Annotated in this window: 14 protein-coding genes; 7 read left to right on the forward strand and 7 right to left on the reverse strand. The window is 63.8% G+C overall.

Translation table 11 applies throughout. The features are described 5' to 3' along the window. Positions 1-102 precede the first annotated feature (102 nt). The 6 genes from AC07WT_RS33730 to pdxR all read right to left on the reverse strand — a co-directional run bounded on the left by AC07WT_RS33730 (position 103) and on the right by pdxR (position 7,301). Entirely contained in the window at positions 103-975 is an 873-nt protein-coding gene (locus AC07WT_RS33730) for a proteasome-type protease (protein ID WP_494950293.1), read from the reverse strand. Between the two features lie 154 nt (positions 976-1,129). Next, positions 1,130-1,930 (reverse strand): transglutaminase family protein, encoded by an 801-nt coding sequence (locus tag AC07WT_RS33735; protein WP_494950294.1) that lies wholly within the window; start codon positions 1,928-1,930, stop codon positions 1,130-1,132. Between the two features lie 13 nt (positions 1,931-1,943). Then, on the reverse strand, positions 1,944-2,894 hold the full coding sequence (locus AC07WT_RS33740; RefSeq protein WP_115100448.1) for an alpha-E domain-containing protein: 951 nt from the start codon (positions 2,892-2,894) through the stop codon (positions 1,944-1,946). Positions 2,895-3,048: 154 nt separating this feature from the next. Further along, entirely contained in the window at positions 3,049-4,458 is a 1,410-nt protein-coding gene (locus AC07WT_RS33745; RefSeq protein WP_492594556.1) for a circularly permuted type 2 ATP-grasp protein, read from the reverse strand. 489 nt (positions 4,459-4,947) lie between these two features. After that, on the reverse strand, positions 4,948-5,400 hold the full coding sequence (locus AC07WT_RS33750; protein WP_492594557.1) for an HU family DNA-binding protein: 453 nt from the start codon (positions 5,398-5,400) through the stop codon (positions 4,948-4,950). Positions 5,401-5,816: 416 nt separating this feature from the next. Continuing rightward, positions 5,817-7,301 carry a MocR-like pyridoxine biosynthesis transcription factor PdxR gene (gene pdxR, locus AC07WT_RS33755; RefSeq protein WP_494950295.1) on the reverse strand — a complete coding sequence of 495 codons (1,485 nt, stop codon included), beginning with the start codon at positions 7,299-7,301 and terminating at the stop codon, positions 5,817-5,819. Between the two features lie 113 nt (positions 7,302-7,414). Here pdxR and AC07WT_RS33760 point away from each other — a divergent pair, with 113 nt between their 5' ends. The 7 genes from AC07WT_RS33760 (at position 7,415) to AC07WT_RS33790 (ending at position 14,713) form a co-directional block, all read left to right on the forward strand. Beyond that, a complete protein-coding gene (locus AC07WT_RS33760) occupies positions 7,415-7,852 on the forward strand; it encodes a carboxymuconolactone decarboxylase family protein (RefSeq protein ID WP_494950296.1) in 438 nt (145 codons plus the stop codon). 555 nt (positions 7,853-8,407) lie between these two features. Continuing rightward, the gene (locus AC07WT_RS33765) at positions 8,408-8,980 is read left to right on the forward strand and encodes a cupin domain-containing protein (protein ID WP_492594558.1); all 573 of its coding nucleotides are present in this window, start codon (positions 8,408-8,410) and stop codon (positions 8,978-8,980) included. A 173-nt stretch (positions 8,981-9,153) separates the two neighbouring features. Then, positions 9,154-10,770 (forward strand): peptide ABC transporter substrate-binding protein, encoded by a 1,617-nt coding sequence (locus AC07WT_RS33770; protein WP_494950297.1) that lies wholly within the window; start codon positions 9,154-9,156, stop codon positions 10,768-10,770. Positions 10,771-10,786: 16 nt separating this feature from the next. Beyond that, the gene (locus AC07WT_RS33775) at positions 10,787-11,725 is read left to right on the forward strand and encodes an ABC transporter permease subunit (RefSeq protein ID WP_494950298.1); all 939 of its coding nucleotides are present in this window, start codon (positions 10,787-10,789) and stop codon (positions 11,723-11,725) included. A gap of 3 nt (positions 11,726-11,728) precedes the next feature. After that, entirely contained in the window at positions 11,729-12,643 is a 915-nt protein-coding gene (locus tag AC07WT_RS33780; RefSeq protein WP_494950299.1) for an ABC transporter permease, read from the forward strand. A gap of 1 nt (position 12,644) precedes the next feature. After that, positions 12,645-13,670 (forward strand): ABC transporter ATP-binding protein, encoded by a 1,026-nt coding sequence (locus AC07WT_RS33785; RefSeq protein WP_494950300.1) that lies wholly within the window; start codon positions 12,645-12,647, stop codon positions 13,668-13,670. Then, entirely contained in the window at positions 13,667-14,713 is a 1,047-nt protein-coding gene (locus AC07WT_RS33790) for an ABC transporter ATP-binding protein (RefSeq protein WP_494950301.1), read from the forward strand. Before AC07WT_RS33785 ends, AC07WT_RS33790 begins: the two co-directional genes overlap by 4 nt. A 100-nt stretch (positions 14,714-14,813) precedes the next feature. Here the strand turns inward: AC07WT_RS33790 and AC07WT_RS33795 are convergent, their stop codons facing one another. After that, on the reverse strand, positions 14,814-15,710 hold the full coding sequence (locus tag AC07WT_RS33795; protein ID WP_494950302.1) for an IclR family transcriptional regulator: 897 nt from the start codon (positions 15,708-15,710) through the stop codon (positions 14,814-14,816). Position 15,711 lies beyond the last annotated feature (1 nt).

Consider the following 15,711-nt stretch of genomic DNA (forward strand, 5'->3'; position numbering starts at 1 on the left):
GCGAAGCCTTTATCAGGCTCGTGACGACCTTGGTGTGATGCTCGCAGCTGAGAGGATTCAGGGAAGCCTCGTCCGCCCTGATCTGACGATCTGACGATCCGGCTAACGCCGCTGAACCTTCCCCTTGTCCGACTGCGCCAGCGTCTGCGCCGGCTTCACTTCGAGTTCGTGCTCCACGCCGTCGGCGCCCACCGGCGCGCGATGCAACACCAGCGCGCGCTCGCGCTGCTGCAGCAGCACATGAGGCGAGTCCTGCCAGTCAGGATCGGGAATCTCGCCGAACACCTGGCGCAGCCGCTCGCCCCACGTGCGGTGAATCATCTCGAAGTACGCATTGTCGTGATCGATCGAGACGAAGCGCGTGACGCGCAGCGAATCCTTTTCGTACACCAGCAGATCGAGCGGCAAACCGACCGACAGATTCGAACGCAAGGTAGAGTCCATCGAGATCAGCGCGCACTTGGCGGCTTCGTCGAGCGGCGTGGACGGCGTCAGCACGCGATCGATGATCGGCTTGCCGTATTTGGCCTCGCCGATCTGGAAATACGGATTCACCGCCGACGCCTCGATGAAATTACCCGCCGCGTAGATCATGAACAGGCGCGGCCGGTTGCCCGCGATCTGGCCGCCCAGAATGAAGCTGCAATTGAACTCGACGCCGAATTCCTGCAACGCCTCAGCCTCACGCTGGTGCACGCAACGCACCGCGCGGCCGATCACGCGCGCCGCGTCGGCCATGGTGGGCGCGGTCCAGAGCGTCGGCTGGGCGGTATCGGCCGGCTCGGTGAGTTCGTGCAGCACCGCTTGCGTCAGCGACAGATTGCCGGCGCCGAGCAGCACGAGCATGCGTTCGCCCGGCATCTCGAACACCGACATCTTGCGCGCGGTGCTGATGTGATCGACGCCCGCGTTGGTGCGCGTGTCCGAGAGGAACACGAGCCCGTCGTCGACGGACATCGCGACACAATATGTCATAAGAAAAAGTACCCGCAAAAAACGACAGAACGCCGCTATTGTAATGCGGCGCGCACATGCCTCGATCGCGTATTACGGCCTTTTGCGGGCCTTTTCTGAACGGCTGCGAGCGCTGACGCGCGTTCGCGCCGCCCTGCCAGGCCCACCGTGGCTGCTATTGCGAGAGCTGCGCGCTGACGCTCACGGACACCTCCAGCTGCTCTTCCAGGCCGCCGATGCGCCGCCCGCGCACCGGCGCGGCGGCTTCATAATCGCGCGCGGCAGCGAGCCGGCAGAAGCGTTCGCTGGCAAACCCGGCATGCGTCACGTCGACGGAAATCCAGCCACTGCCGTCGAGCCACACGTCGACCCACGCATGGCTTGCCGCCTGCGGCACATCGCCCGGTTCGATGTAGCCGCTCACGTAGCGCGCCGGAATGCCGCGTGCCCGGCAGCAAGCCAGCATCAGATGCGCATGGTCCTGACACACGCCGTTGCCGAGCGCGAGCGCTTGCGCGGCAGTGCTGGTCACTTCGGTGATGCCCGGACGGTATTTCACACGCTGCACGATTTGTTCGGACAGTTCGATCAGCCCGCCCGGCGTTGTCAGGACCGGCACCGATTCGGCCAGTTCGCGGACCGCCGCGTCGGCCTCGGTGAGACGCGTCGCGCAGGTGAAGTGCTCGAGCGGAATCGGCCCGACGTTATCGGGCAGCCGGCCATCGATCAGGGCAATCGTCTCGACTTCCCCGGCCACGTGCAGATGGATCTCACTATGCGGCTTGTTGATGACCAGCGTGTGCAGCGCGTTGCCGTACGCGTCGAAGGTGGCGTCGAGCTTGCCGGGTGCATCGATGCTCCAGCGCCGCACCACCTGCGAGGCGCCGCTTGCCGGCGTCAGACGCAGTTGCTGGATCGAATAATGGACCGTCGCTTCGTAGCGATAGGAGGTGTCGTGGCGGATCGTCAGGTACATATAAAAAACTCCGTCAGGCGACTGGCAGCATCAGATAGGTGCGAGCAACCAGATTGCCGAGTTCGAACACGCGGGCAAGAAACTGCGTGAGATAAGCGTGCAGGCCGGTTTCGAAAATCTGCCGGATGTCGGAGTACACCAGTTCGGCGCGCAGCTTGCCGGCGAAGCGTTCACACTGATTCGAGCCTTGTGTGCGCAGCATCGCCAGATTCGTGCAGACGCCGTCGAGCGATGCCAGCAGCGAACGCGGCATCTGCTGGTTCAGGATCATCAGTTCGACCACCCGCGCCGGCGTCACCACATCGCGATACACCTTGCGATAGATTTCGAGCGCCGACACCGAGCTGAGAATCGAGGTCCAGTAGTAGAAATCTTCGAGCTGGCGCGCGGCATCGCGTGAATTCGGTTCGACGTCGGCAAAGCGCACGTCGAGAATCCGCGCGGTGTTGTCGGCCCGTTCGAGAAACGTGCCGAGCTGCGTGAAGAAGAACGCGTCGTCTTGCAGCGCGGTGCCGATCGTCACGCCGCGCGACAGATGCGAGCGGAACTTCACCCACTCGAACAGCGCGCCCGGGTTGCCCACGGCCTGACCGGATGCGGTGCGCTCGTTGAACTCCAGCCAGGTGTCGTTGATGGTTTCCCACCATTCGGTCGTCAAGGTGCCGCGCACCGCGCGGGCGTTTTCGCGCGCGGCCTGCAAACACGAATGAATGCTCGACGGATTGGTCGAATCGGCCACCATGAAATCGAGCACGTTATCGCGGGTCGGTTCGTCGTAGCGCTGCGCGAACGCGGTTTCGAGTTCGGAGATGCGCAACACGGAACGTTGCGCGCGCGATTCCTGCTCGGGCGTCTGCGGCAACAGTTGCGCCTTCAGGTTGATGTCGAGCATGCGGGCGGTGTTCTCCGCGCGCTCCATGTAGCGGGCCATCCAGAAGAGGTGATCGGCGGTGCGGCTTAGCATGACGGCATTCCGTATCTGATGACGCGGGGCCCTTGAACAAGGCCCGCGCAGGTTATCCGTGTGCGCCGGCGGCGTACGTGGTGAGTCGCCGGCTTGTCGGGTTGTGGTTGCGGCTGCAATTGCGATTGCGTGAGCAACTACCTCGGCAGACCCGTCAGTCGACCATCCAGGTGTCCTTGGTGCCGCCCCCTTGCGATGAATTGACGACCAGCGAGCCCTCCTGCAACGCGACGCGCGTCAGCCCGCCGGCCACCATCGTGACGGTCTTGCCGGACAGCACGAAGGGCCGCAAGTCGATATGGCGCGGCGCGATGCCCGCGTCGACGAAAGTCGGACACGCGGACAACGCCAGTGTGGGTTGCGCGATATAGCCCGCGGGGCGCGCGATCAGGCGCTCGCGGAACGCTTCAATTTCGGCTTTCGTGGAGGCCGGTCCCACCAGCATCCCGTAGCCGCCCGCACCGTGCACTTCCTTCACGACGAGTTCAGGCAGATGCGCGAGCGTGTACGCGAGATCGTCGGGCTTGCGGCACTGGTAGGTCGGCACGTTGTTCAGGATCGGCTTTTCGCCGAGGTAGAACTCGATCATGTCCGGCACGTACGGGTAGATCGATTTGTCGTCGGCGATGCCGGTGCCCATGGCGTTCGCGAGCGCGACACGCCCGGCGCGATACGCGGTCAACAGACCCGGCACGCCGAGCGCCGAATCGTTGCGGAAGGCGAGCGGATCGAGAAAGTCGTCGTCGACGCGGCGGTAGATCACGTCGACGCGCTTCGGCCCCTGCGTGGTGCGCATGAACACATAGTTGTCGTCGACGAACAGATCCTTGCCTTCCACCAGTTCGACGCCCATCTGCTGCGCGAGGAACGTGTGCTCGAAATACGCGGAGTTGTACATGCCCGGCGTGAGCACCACCACGACCGGATCGTCGACGCCCTCGGGCGCCACCGAACGCAGCGTATCGAGCAGCAGATCAGGATAGTGAGCGACCGGCGCAATGCGGTTCTGCACGAACAGTTCGGGGAAAAGCCGCATCATCATCTTGCGGTTTTCCAGCATGTAGGACACGCCCGACGGCACGCGCAGATTGTCTTCGAGCACGTAGAACTCGCCCTCGTCGCCGGCGCGCACCACGTCGACCCCGGCGATATGCGCGTAAACACCGAGCGGCACATTCACGCCTTGCATTTCGGGCCGGTACTGCGCGTTCGTATAGACCTGATCGGCCGGCACGATGCCGGCGCGCACGATATTGCGCTCGTGATAAACGTCGTGGATAAACAGGTTGAGCGCCTGCACGCGCTGTCGCAAACCCGCTTCCAGCGTCTGCCATTCGTGGCGCGGAATGATGCGCGGAATCAGATCGAACGGAATCAGCCGCTCGGTCCCCGACAGATCGCCGTTCACCGCGAAGGTGATGCCGACCCGGCGGAACAGCAGGTCCGCTTCGGCGCGTTTGCGCGCGATCGCTTCATTGCCCTGCTTCATCAGCCATCGTTCGAAGCGTGCGTAGTGTGGCCGCACGGCATCGTCATGATGACGCATCTCGTCATAGCATCGCATGTCACGCCCCGCTCTTGTTGTCGGATAGAAGGCGAATGCGCTGCGCATTCGGTGTTCGACAATCGTTGTAGCAAACGCTATGCCATTGAGCATTTTCGCGTGTAAACCGCCGCCTATGCACGCGAACAGCGCATCCGACCAGCGCGGCTTCGCTGCCATCGTACTGCGACGGCCCATGATGCGCTAGTACGGTGCATGGGCGGCACCGCGGTGTGCCGCGGCGGCCATCGCCGACCGGGCCCGAATCCGCACCAAACGCGCACAGGAGCAGCACAGGAGCGGCGCCGAACACCCGCCAGCTTCGTGGTGCGAGGCCGGCTCGCGTGCGGTGCGTTTGCGGTGCGTTCGCGGCGACCCCGTAAAACGACCGGCAACGCGCATGAAAAAATCCCCGCGGATTCGCATCCGCGGGGATTCAGACAACTTGCATGGCCTGCCGGCTCACGCGTTCGCCGTGGTTAAAAAACCGCGGCAACGCATGAAGCGCGATCAGGCTGCTGCTGCGTCTTTCAGCTTCTTCAGCGGACGTGCCTTGATGCGCACGCTAGCCGGCTTGGCCGGGAACCAACGCTCTTCGCCCGAGAACGGGTCTTTGCCGAAGCGCTTCTTCTTCGCCGGCACAGCTTGCACGACGATCTTCAGAAGACCCGACAGCGTGAATTCGCCAGCGCCCTTCTTATGCACGGCGCCGAGGATCGTGTCTTCGAGCGCGGCTAGCACGGCCTTGACGGTCTTCGGTTCCACAGCGGCGCGTTCAGCGACGTGTGCAGCCAGCGAGGCCTTCGTGAAGGTGTCCTTGATCGGCGACGGTGCGCTGGACGCCTTCACGGCGACCTTCTTAGCTGCGACGGCTTTCTTCGCAGGGACTTTCTTTGCAGCAACCTTCTTGGTCGGTACCGGGGCAGCAGCCTTCTTGGCCACCTTTTTTGCGGAAGTCGGCATGTTTCTCCTACCTGTTGTGGTCAGTGAATTGCACGAAGCGCACACGGTATGCGCACGCTTCAACGCCGGATTCTACAAGCGCTAATGCGATTTGCGCGACTCTTTTGTGTATAACAGCGCGGGTTTGTTGCGCGGCGCAGACTGCGCAACACATTTTGATGCTTGTTTTAGCGGGTATTTAGCTGGCGAACGTGCGTCGAAGAGCGCTGCAATACGAACACGTAACGCGCGTTACAGCTCATTTCGATGCATGGAAGCAGGCACATTCGAGTGCGCCGGCGGCTCGATCACGGTCAGTCAAGCTCAGTTACACGACGGAAAAAACACGCCTCTCGCAGCGAAAGGATGGCGAGGCGGGAATCGCGTGCGACGCCGTAGCCGTTGCGATAAAGCGCCGACAGATAGCACGCGGCCTTCTAGCGGGCGAGGTGCGGCAACATGCCGGCCAGCGTGGTGAGGGCCGCGTCGATATGCTCGACGGCGATCATGCCGTAACCGAAAATCAAGCCGGGCTGCGGCTTCGCGCGCAGATGAAACGGCGCGAGACCATATAAGCCGATCGACGCTTCGCGCGCCGCGTTTACCAGCGCCGCTTCGGTCAAAGGCGCTTTCAGGCGTACGGCCATATGGATGCCGGCGGTCGGCACGATCGGCTCGAACCACGGCGCGAGGTCGCCGTGCAGGTGATCCAGCAGCATCGCGCGGCGCGTCGCGTAGACCTTATGCATGCGCCGCAGATGCCTGGCGAAGTCGCCGTTGAGCATGAAGCTCGCGAGCGCGGTTTGCGTGAGCGTGCAGCCGTGCCAGTCGGCGATCTGGCGGGCCTTGAAGAGCGGCCCGTAGAGCGACGCGGGCGGCACCACATAGCCGATCCGCAGCTCCGGAAAGATCGTCTTCGAAAAGGTGCCCACGTAGGCGACCAGCCCGGCGCGGTCGAGACTCTTCAACGGCTCCATCGGCCGGCCTTCGAAGCGGTACTCGCAGTCGTAATCGTCCTCGATGATCACCGCGCCGCGTTTCTGCGCCCATTCGAGCAACTCGACGCGCCGTTCGAGGCTCATCGGCATGCCGAGCGGAAACTGATGCGACGGCGTGACGTAGACGAGCCGCGCCTTGTCCGGCAGCTTGCGCACGATCAGACCTTCGCTATCCACCGGCACCGGCACGACGCGTGCGCCGGTAGCCGTGAAGCAGGCGTGGGCGGGCGGATAGCCGGGGTCTTCGATCGCCGCGACTTCACCGGAGCGCAGCGTGATGCGTGCCAGCAGATCGAGCGCTTGCTGCGCGCCTTGTGTGACGATCACGTCCTCCCAGTTGCTCGTCACCGCGCGGTTGAACGCCAGGTAGCGCGAGATCGCGAGGCGCAATTCCTGCTCGCCGGCCGCATCGCGATAGATGCCGCGGCCACGCGCCTGCGTGCGCAATGCGTGGTTCACGCAGCGGCGCCAGACATCGAAAGGAAACAGCGATTTGTCGATCGCGCCGCCGACAAAGTCTTGTGGCGACGACACAGTCGGCCGCGGCAACGGCAAGGTGTCGGGCATCTGCTCCCACAGCGGCTGAGCGCGGGCGCGGGCATTGCCTTTGGCTTTGGCTCCCGCCTGCTCGCGCGCGGCATCGGCGGCGCGCGTGTGCGGCGAGCGCTCCACCGGCAACCGCTCGAGGCCATCGGCGACGAAGGTGCCTGAACCGGCGCGGGCATTCAGATAGCCTTCGGCGAGGAGCCGCTCGAACACGTCGAGCGTGGTCTTGCGCGATACGCCGAGTTGTATGGCGAGATCGCGCGTGGACGGCAGCCGCGTGCCGCCGTCCAGGCGCCCTTCGAGAATCCCGGCGCGCAGCTGCCGGTAGATCTGTCCGGACAGATCGTGACGCCCTTCGACCGCGATATGGATGTCCATCCGAGTGGCTACCTCAAATAATCATGAAATGGTTATTTCTAAAGACCAATGCAAATCGTAAGCTTACCTCCGTCGCCGCTGCTTGAGCGGACACTTTCGATAAGGAGCAAGTCATGCAATCCCGTCTCGACTTCTACAAGGCCAGCCCGAGCGGCACCCGTGCGATGCTGGCGCTCGAAGAAACCGTCAGCAGGAGCAGCATCGAAAAACCGCTCGCGGAACTGGTGCGGCTGCGCGCGTCGCAACTGAACGGCTGCGCATTCTGCGTCGATATGCATGTGACGGACGCGCGCAAGGGCGGCGAGACCGAGCGGCGCCTCGCCACGGTGGCGGTCTGGCGCGAGACGCCTTTCTTCACCGAGCGCGAGCGCGCCGCGCTCGAATGGACCGAAGCGGTCACGCTGGTTTCGCAAACGCATGTGCCGGATGCCGTGTGGGAAGCGGTGAAGCCGCATTTCACCGAACAGGAGATGACCGACCTGACGTTGCTGGTGATCGCGATCAACGGCTGGAACCGGATTGCGGTTTCGTTCCGGAAGATGCCGGAGTAAGCGAAACTCGCTTTAACAAGCGTCCATGGATGCAAAAAATGGCGCGCCACGCAATGCGAGGCGCGCTATTTTTTATGCTTCTGTCATGCCGTGCAAGCGCGCGTTTTTACAGTCGAACAGCGTGAGCGACGTCGACATCTGCACGAAGAACACGAAGAACAGAATCACCTGCGCGGTCAGAATCAGCGCGGCAACGAGACCCGCGCGCTCCTGCTCAATTACCCGCCCTTACGTGCAATCCGGGATTCGTTTCGCGGTCGCTCCGCGCAAAAATAGTCTTTGACGTCATGCCTTTAAAGGCCTCCGATACTCAACACGCATAGCAGAACGCGCTCTGTGCAAACCGCGGTTCTTGCCCAAATGCCTCGCGAAATCCCTTCGCCCATCGGCCAAATCGGCGGGTGCCCTTTTCGCTTCTGGCAACATAGCGTGCTGTCTCGAAAACGCGGTCCCTTGCACGACCGGCTGCTGAATGCCCGTCATCCCGGCCTGGAGCGCAATCAAACCATATTTACTTATATCAAACAAATTTTGACGGGCTAATTTCCTCCTGCTATGGTCACGACAATTCAAAAGAACAACCCGGCTCTCGAACTCGGCAGCAAAATCCGCGCGTTGCGGCAACGGCTCAAGCGCACGCTCGACGAAACTGCAACCGCGGCGGGTATTTCCAAGCCGTTTTTGTCGCAAGTCGAACGCGGTCTGGCGTCACCGTCCATCACTTCGCTGGCCGGGATTGCCAGTGCACTCGGCGTGACGATGCAGTATTTCGTCGACACACCAAGCGAAGAGCGCTGCGTGTGCCGTGGCGATCAGTTGAAGTTTTTCGGTTTTGCGGACTCGGCCAACCTGTTTGCGCGGCTGACCAATCTGACGGGCGGCCGTCAGCTCGAAGCGATCCTTGTCAGGATGCCGCCCGGGCAGAAGCGTTCGGAAGTCACCACGCATGCCGGTGAAGAGTTTATGTATGTGATCGACGGCGAAGTGCTGTTGATGCTGGAAGGCAAGACGTTCGCGTTGCACGCGGGAGACAGCGCGCACTACGAATCGACGGTGCCGCATAGCTGGACGAACACCGCGCGTGGCGAATCGGTGGTCGTCTGGGTGGGTACACCAAGACTGTTTTAAAAAGCAGGCACCTTATCCGGTTGATCCGGCCATGGATTGCCTGCATTACTCAATGTAAGGAATCCTGCATGTCGGACCAGAAACAAGGGCCGCCCCGGCCCGGGCAAAGCAGATAACCGGGCGCCCCGGCGCCAGCGCGTTTCTCTCTCGACCTTTCCCTGCGATCTCACCCGATGAAAACCCCGTTCGTCTACGCGACGGCGCTGACCACGCTCGTCCTTACGCTTCAGCCTTCCGCCTTCGCCGTCACGGTGCCCGCCGGCGTCACGCTCGCCGCCAGCCAGGAAATGACCCGCCAGGTGCCGACCGAAACCGAGTCGCTCGACCCGGCGCACATCGAATCATGGACCGGCAACACGATCGCGCTCGACCTGTTCGAAGGCCTGACGCGCATCGACGCGGCCGGCGCGGTGGTGCCGGGCGTCGCGCAGTCGTGGACGCGCACGAGCCCCGACACGTGGGTGTTCAAGCTGCGCCACGACGCGCGCTGGAGCAACGGCCAGCCCGTCACCGCGGCCGACTTCATCTATGCGTGGCAACGCGTGCTCGATCCGAAGACGGGTTCGAAGTACACGGTGCTGGTCGAATTCGTGAAGAACGCCAAGGCGATTCTCGCCGGTAAGGCGCCGCTGACAAGCCTCGGCGTGCGCGCACCCGATCCGTACACGCTCGAAGTGACGACTGAAGTACCCGCCGCCTTCTTCCCGCAACTAGCCGCCATGCCGACCATGGCGCCGGTCAATCGCGCGACCGTGACGAAGTTCGGCGGCGACTGGACCCGTCCGGGCAACTTCGTCGGCAATGGCCCGTATGCGCTGACCGACTGGCAGCCGAGCAACCGGCTGGTCGGCACCAGAAGCAGCACATACTGGAACGCCAGCAAGGTCGTGATCACGAAAGTGACCTACCTGCCGATCGAAAACGACGAAACGGCGATGCGCATGTATCAGGCCGGCCAGTTCGACTACACGTATTCGATTCCGTCGGGCATCTATTCGCAGGTGAGCAAGCAGTTCGGTTCCGAGCTGAAATCCGGTCTCCAGATCGCCACTTACTACTACAGCCTGAATAACGAAGACCCGATTTTCAAGGACAAACGCGTACGCCAGGCGCTTTCGATGGTGCTGGACCGCGACCTGCTGACCTCGCGCCTGACCGCGGACGGCGAACTGCCGATGTACGGCCTGATCTCCAGGGGCACGCAAGGCGCCGTGGTCTTCAAGCCTGACTGGGCCGCCTGGCCAATGCCCAGGCGCGTCGACTACGCGCGCAATCTGCTGAAGGCCGCCGGCTACTCGGACGCGAAGCCGCTGACGTTCACGCTCACCTACAACACCAACGATCTGCACAAGAAGGTCGCGCTGTTCGCCACCTCGGAATGGCGCACCAAGCTCGGCGTGAACGCCAGGCTGGAGAACGTCGAATACAAGGTGCTGCTCAAACAGCGCCACGACGGCAAGGTGCAAGCGTCGCGCGATGGCTGGTTCGTCGACTACAACGACGCGATGTCGTACTTCGATCTGATCCGCTGCAACAGCGTGCAGAACGACCAGCGCTACTGTAACCCGCAAGTCGACAAGCTGGTCGATGAAGCCAATCAGCAACTGGATGACGCCAGGCGCACCACCCTGCTCACCCAGGCACACGACATGGCGATGGGCGACTACCCGATGGTGCCGCTGTTCCAGTACTCGGCGGACCGGCTGGTGAAACCGTATGTGGGCGGCTACACGCTGACCAATTACATCGACCAGCGCGCCACGCAAGACATGTATCTGATCAAGCACTGAGCACGGGAGCACCGTCATGCTGGCCTACACGCTGCGCCGCACGCTCTGGGCGATCCCGACGATTCTCGCCGTGATCACCGCGTGCTATCTGCTGCTGCACCTCACCCCGGGCGGCCCGTTCGACACGGAGAAGCAACTGTCGGCGGCCGTGCTCGCGAATCTCAACGCGAAGTATCACCTCGACGAACCGTTGTGGCTGCAGTACCTGCACTACCTCGGTTCGCTGCTGCACGGCGATCTCGGTCCGTCATTTCGCTACGCCGACTGGTCGGTCAACGATCTGGTGTGGAAAGCGTTGCCGGTGAGTCTCGGCGTAGGCGGCGTGTCGGTGCCGATCGCGCTCGCGATCGGCGTCACGCTCGGCACGCTGGCCGCCGTGCGCCGTGACCGTTTCGTCGATCATGCGGTGATGGTGCTCGGCAATATCGGCAACGTGGTGCCGCCGTTCGTGCTGGGTCCGGTGCTGGTGTGGATCTTCGCGATCCTGCTGAAGACCTCCGAAGGCCACGGCTGGCTGCCGGCCGGCGGCTGGGGCGAAGGCGAATGGCGCTATCGCGTGCTGCCGATCGTGCTGCTCACCTTCATCAACGTCGCCGCGATCGCCCGCGTGATGCGCGGCAGCATGATCGAAGTGCTGTCGGGCAACTTTATCCGCACCGCGCGCGCGAAAGGCCTGCCGGGCCGCACGATCATTCTGCGCCATGCATTGAAGCCCGCGTTGATGCCGGTGGTGTCGCTGCTCGGCTCGATCTGCATCTCGTCGATCACCGCGGCAGTGGTCACCGAATCGGTGTTCGCGCTGCCCGGTCTCGGCCAGCTGGTCGTCAACGGCGCGATCAACCGCGACTACACCCTCGTGCTCGGTCTCGTCGTGCTGACGACCGCCGTGGCCGTGCTGTTCAATCTGCTGGTCGACCTCGCGTATGCGTGGCTCGATCCGCGCATCCGGTACTGATCCATGCCCCGCTCTCTTCAATCGACTGCCGCGGCGCTCGATCCGCTCGCGGCCATCGCGAAGGTGCCGCGTTCGCGCGGCCCGCTCGCCACCGCCGCGCTGCGCTTCGTGCGCAATCGTGCGGCCTTTAGCGGCTTTATCGTGCTGCTGCTGATCGTGATCGCTTGCGTGGCCGGTCCGTGGTTGCTGCCGAACGGCCCGATCGATAGCGACTGGAGCGCGATCAGCCTGCCGCCGACGTGGCAAAACATGCACTGGTTCGGCACCGACGAACTCGGCCGCGATCTGCTCGCCCGTACGCTGCAAGGCGGGCGCGTGTCGCTGGAAGTCGGCCTGCTCGGCACACTCGTATCGGGCCTGATCGGCGTCGCGTACGGCGCGAGCGCCGGCTATCTGGGCGGGCGTGTCGACGCAGTCATGATGCGCATCGTCGACATGATGTACGCGATCCCGTACATGCTGATCGCGATCCTGATGATGACGATGTTCGGCCGCGCGTTCTATCTGGTCGTATTGACCATCAGCGCGTTCTCGTGGCTCGACATGGCGCGCGTGGTGCGCGGCCAGACGCTGTCGCTGCGCTCGCGCGAATTCATCGATGCCGCCCGCGCGATCGGCGTGAGTTCGCGCTCGATCATCGCGCGCCACATCGTGCCGAATCTGTTCGGCGTGGTGGTGGTGTATGCCAGCGTGACGGTGCCGAACATCGTGCTGACGGAATCGGTGCTGTCGTTTCTCGGTCTCGGCGTGCAGGAACCGATGACGAGCTGGGGCGTGCTGATTCAGGACGGCGCGCAGAAGCTCGAGTCGATGCCGTGGCTGCTGCTGTGCCCGGCCGTGATGTTGTGCGTGACGCTGTATTGCGTGAATTTCGTCGGCGACGGTCTGCGCGACGCATTCGATCCGAAGGACCGCTGACATGCCGCTACTCGAAGTCAAAGACCTGAGCGTGCGCTTTACGCGCCGCGAGGGCGCACCCGTCGACGCCGTGCAGCGCGTGTCGTTTTCACTCGAAGCCGGCCGCACGCTCGGCATCGTCGGCGAATCGGGATCAGGCAAAAGCCAGACCGTGATGGCGCTGCTCGGCTTGCTGGCCGGCAACGGCAACGTATCTGGCGAAGCGACCTATCGCGGCGAAAACCTGCTGACGATGAACGAAGCCGCGTTGAACAGGATCCGCGGCGACTGCATCGGCATGATCTTCCAGGACCCGATGACCTCGCTCAATCCGTTCCTGACGATCGAACGGCAGATGACCGAAACGCTGCAACTGCATCGCAGGATGTCGCGGCGCGAAGCGCGCCGCCGCGCGATCGAAACGCTCGAGACGGTGCGCATTCCCGACGCCGCGCGCCGCATCGACATGTATCCGCACGAATTCTCCGGCGGCATGCGGCAGCGCGTGATGATCGCGATGGCGCTGCTTTCCGAGCCCGAAATCCTGATCGCCGACGAGCCGACCACCGCGCTCGACGTCACCGTGCAGGCGCAAATCATCGAGTTGCTGCGTGAATTGAATCGTGAACGCGGCACCGCGATCATTCTGATCACGCACGACATGGGCGTGGTAGCCGGCTTGTGCGACGACGTGATGGTGATGTACGCCGGCCAGACCGTCGAGCAGGCGAGCGCCGCCGCGCTGTTCGCCGCGCCGACCCATCCGTACACGATCGGCCTGCTGAACGCGCTGCCGCGTCTGACCGACGACGACGACCGTCCGTTGCAAACCATTCCCGGCAATCCGCCGCTGCCCGGCGAAGCCGGTGCGGGCTGCGCGTTCGCGCCGCGCTGCCCGTATTGCAGCGACCGTTGCCGCGAGTCGCGGCCTGCGCTGAGCGCATCGCAACCAGGATCCGATGCGCCGGGCGCCGTTGCGCCGGGCGCCGCCGTGCTGCGCGCCTGCCACCGTCCGGCGCGGGAAATCATCGAGGCACAACACGCATGAGCGCCACTTCAACCACAAGCCAGGATCCGGCAACGCTGTTGTCGGTCGACAATCTCAAGGTGCAATTCGGCATACCGCGCGGCGGCTTTCCGTGGTCCGGCAAGGCGACGCTGCGCGCGGTGGACGGCGTGTCGTTCAACGTGCGGCGCGGCGAAACCGTGGGCCTCGTCGGCGAATCGGGTTGCGGCAAGTCCACGCTCGCGCGCGCGATCATCGGTCTCGCGCCGGTGGCGAGCGGCAGCGTGCGCTGGCTCGGCGAAGAAACCGTGCTGCCGAACGCAAAACGCGACACCTCGCGTTTGCGCCGCGACGTGCAGATGATTTTCCAGGACCCGCTCGCCTCGCTCGATCCGCGCATGACGATCGAACAGATCGTCGCCGAACCGCTCACTACATTCGGCCAGGATATCGCGCGTGCCGACGTGCAGCGGCGCGTGCTGACCATGCTCGAGCGCGTCGGCCTCAATGCGCAGCATCTGCGCCGCTATCCGCATGAGTTTTCGGGTGGTCAGTGTCAGCGCGTCGGCATTGCGCGCGCATTGATCGGCGAGCCGCAACTGGTGATCTGCGACGAGCCGGTGTCGGCGCTCGACGTGTCGATTCAGGCGCAGATCGTCAACCTGCTGCGCGATCTGCAACGCGAATTGTCGCTGTCGCTGCTGTTCGTCGCGCACGACCTCGCGGTCGTCAAGGCGATCAGCCACCGCGTGCTGGTGATGTATCTGGGACGTGTGATGGAGTTCGGCGACAAACGCGACGTCTATGGCGAGCCGCGTCATCCGTACACGCGCGCGCTGTTGTCGGCGGTGCCGGTGCCCGATCCGGCCGTGGAACGCGCGCGCCGTCATCTGCTGCTGCGCGGCGAGATTGCGTCGCCGCTCAGCCCGCCTTCCGGTTGCGCGTTTCGCACGCGCTGCCCGGATGCGATCGACGCCTGCGCCGCGGAAATTCCCCAGCCTGTCACGCACGGCGCGAGCGCGACGCGAGTTGCGTGCATTCGCGTGAGCGACGCCCCGAAGGAAGTCCCCTTGGGGGACCGCTAAAGCGAGAAGCGAACCCTCTCTGAAGCACCACATTATTCCCCGCCGCGGCAGGCCGCCGCGCCGAAGGATGCGTTCGTCCTGACGCCTTTTTCGTTGACGCTTATCCCGTGATCCGCTCGGTGGTCATGGCGCGCGACAAGCCGTGCATCGGCCGGCGCAATGCGACATCGAACGGATTGGTTTGCGGGCCGATCGCCTCCGCCTGGCGCCGCAGCAATTCGACCACCATCGGCAGACGATCGTCGCCGAGACGCGCCGCCAGCGTGCCGACGCTCAACGCCGCCACCGCGACGCCGGTGCGATCCAGAATCGGCACCGCCACGCCCGCCATGCCGTCGAGCACGCCGCTATTACGACCCGCGTAACCCAGCTGGCGCACGCGTTCGATCTCGGTGCGCAAATACACTTCGTCGAGCACGCCGTAGCCGCGAATACGCGGCACGTTGAAGCGAATGATCTCTTCGCGTTCCGCTTCCGGCAGGAAAGCGAGAATCGCCAGACTTCCCTGTCCGACACCCAGCGCCACGCGCCCGCCGATATCGCCGGTGAACGAGCGGATCGGAAACGGCCCTTCGCAGATGTCGAGACACACCGCGTCGAAACTGCTTTTGACCAGCAGGAAAATCGTGTCGCCCAGGCTCGCGCAGAGCCGCAGCAAGGCGGGACGGCAGAGCGTGCGCATGCCGCTCGGATTGCCGGCCTGCGCGGCGAGCGCGAAGAAATCGACGCTCAGCCGATAGAGCTTCGAATTTTCATCCTGTTCGACGATACCTTCGGCGATCAACGCGTGAAGGATGCGGTGCACGGTGCCTTGTGTAAGACCCACCGCTTTCGCCAGACGCGTGACACGCCCGCCGTCGGGCTGCGCTACGGACAACGCGCGGATGACCGCGAACGCACGCTCCAGCATGCCCGGGCCGGGTGCGCCGCCCGTTTGAGCCGACGCGGCGTCCGCATCTCGCGCATCTCGCGCATCCCGTTTAGCGGCAGGATTCATC

This window comes from Paraburkholderia sp. GW821-FHT02A12 (genome assembly GCF_059422005.1).

Coding starts and splice junctions, on each gene's coding strand:
- AC07WT_RS33730 (WP_494950293.1), bottom strand. CDS start 975: ATGACATATTGTGTCGCGATGTCCGTCGACGACGGGCTCGTGTTCCTC.
- AC07WT_RS33735 (WP_494950294.1), bottom strand. CDS start 1,930: ATGTACCTGACGATCCGCCACGACACCTCCTATCGCTACGAAGCGACG.
- AC07WT_RS33740 (WP_115100448.1), bottom strand. CDS start 2,894: ATGCTAAGCCGCACCGCCGATCACCTCTTCTGGATGGCCCGCTACATG.
- AC07WT_RS33745 (WP_492594556.1), bottom strand. CDS start 4,458: ATGCGATGCTATGACGAGATGCGTCATCATGACGATGCCGTGCGGCCA.
- AC07WT_RS33750 (WP_492594557.1), bottom strand. CDS start 5,400: ATGCCGACTTCCGCAAAAAAGGTGGCCAAGAAGGCTGCTGCCCCGGTA.
- pdxR (WP_494950295.1), bottom strand. CDS start 7,301: ATGGACATCCATATCGCGGTCGAAGGGCGTCACGATCTGTCCGGACAG.
- AC07WT_RS33760 (WP_494950296.1), top strand. CDS start 7,415: ATGCAATCCCGTCTCGACTTCTACAAGGCCAGCCCGAGCGGCACCCGT.
- AC07WT_RS33765 (WP_492594558.1), top strand. CDS start 8,408: ATGGTCACGACAATTCAAAAGAACAACCCGGCTCTCGAACTCGGCAGC.
- AC07WT_RS33770 (WP_494950297.1), top strand. CDS start 9,154: ATGAAAACCCCGTTCGTCTACGCGACGGCGCTGACCACGCTCGTCCTT.
- AC07WT_RS33775 (WP_494950298.1), top strand. CDS start 10,787: ATGCTGGCCTACACGCTGCGCCGCACGCTCTGGGCGATCCCGACGATT.
- AC07WT_RS33780 (WP_494950299.1), top strand. CDS start 11,729: ATGCCCCGCTCTCTTCAATCGACTGCCGCGGCGCTCGATCCGCTCGCG.
- AC07WT_RS33785 (WP_494950300.1), top strand. CDS start 12,645: ATGCCGCTACTCGAAGTCAAAGACCTGAGCGTGCGCTTTACGCGCCGC.
- AC07WT_RS33790 (WP_494950301.1), top strand. CDS start 13,667: ATGAGCGCCACTTCAACCACAAGCCAGGATCCGGCAACGCTGTTGTCG.
- AC07WT_RS33795 (WP_494950302.1), bottom strand. CDS start 15,710: ATGAATCCTGCCGCTAAACGGGATGCGCGAGATGCGCGAGATGCGGAC.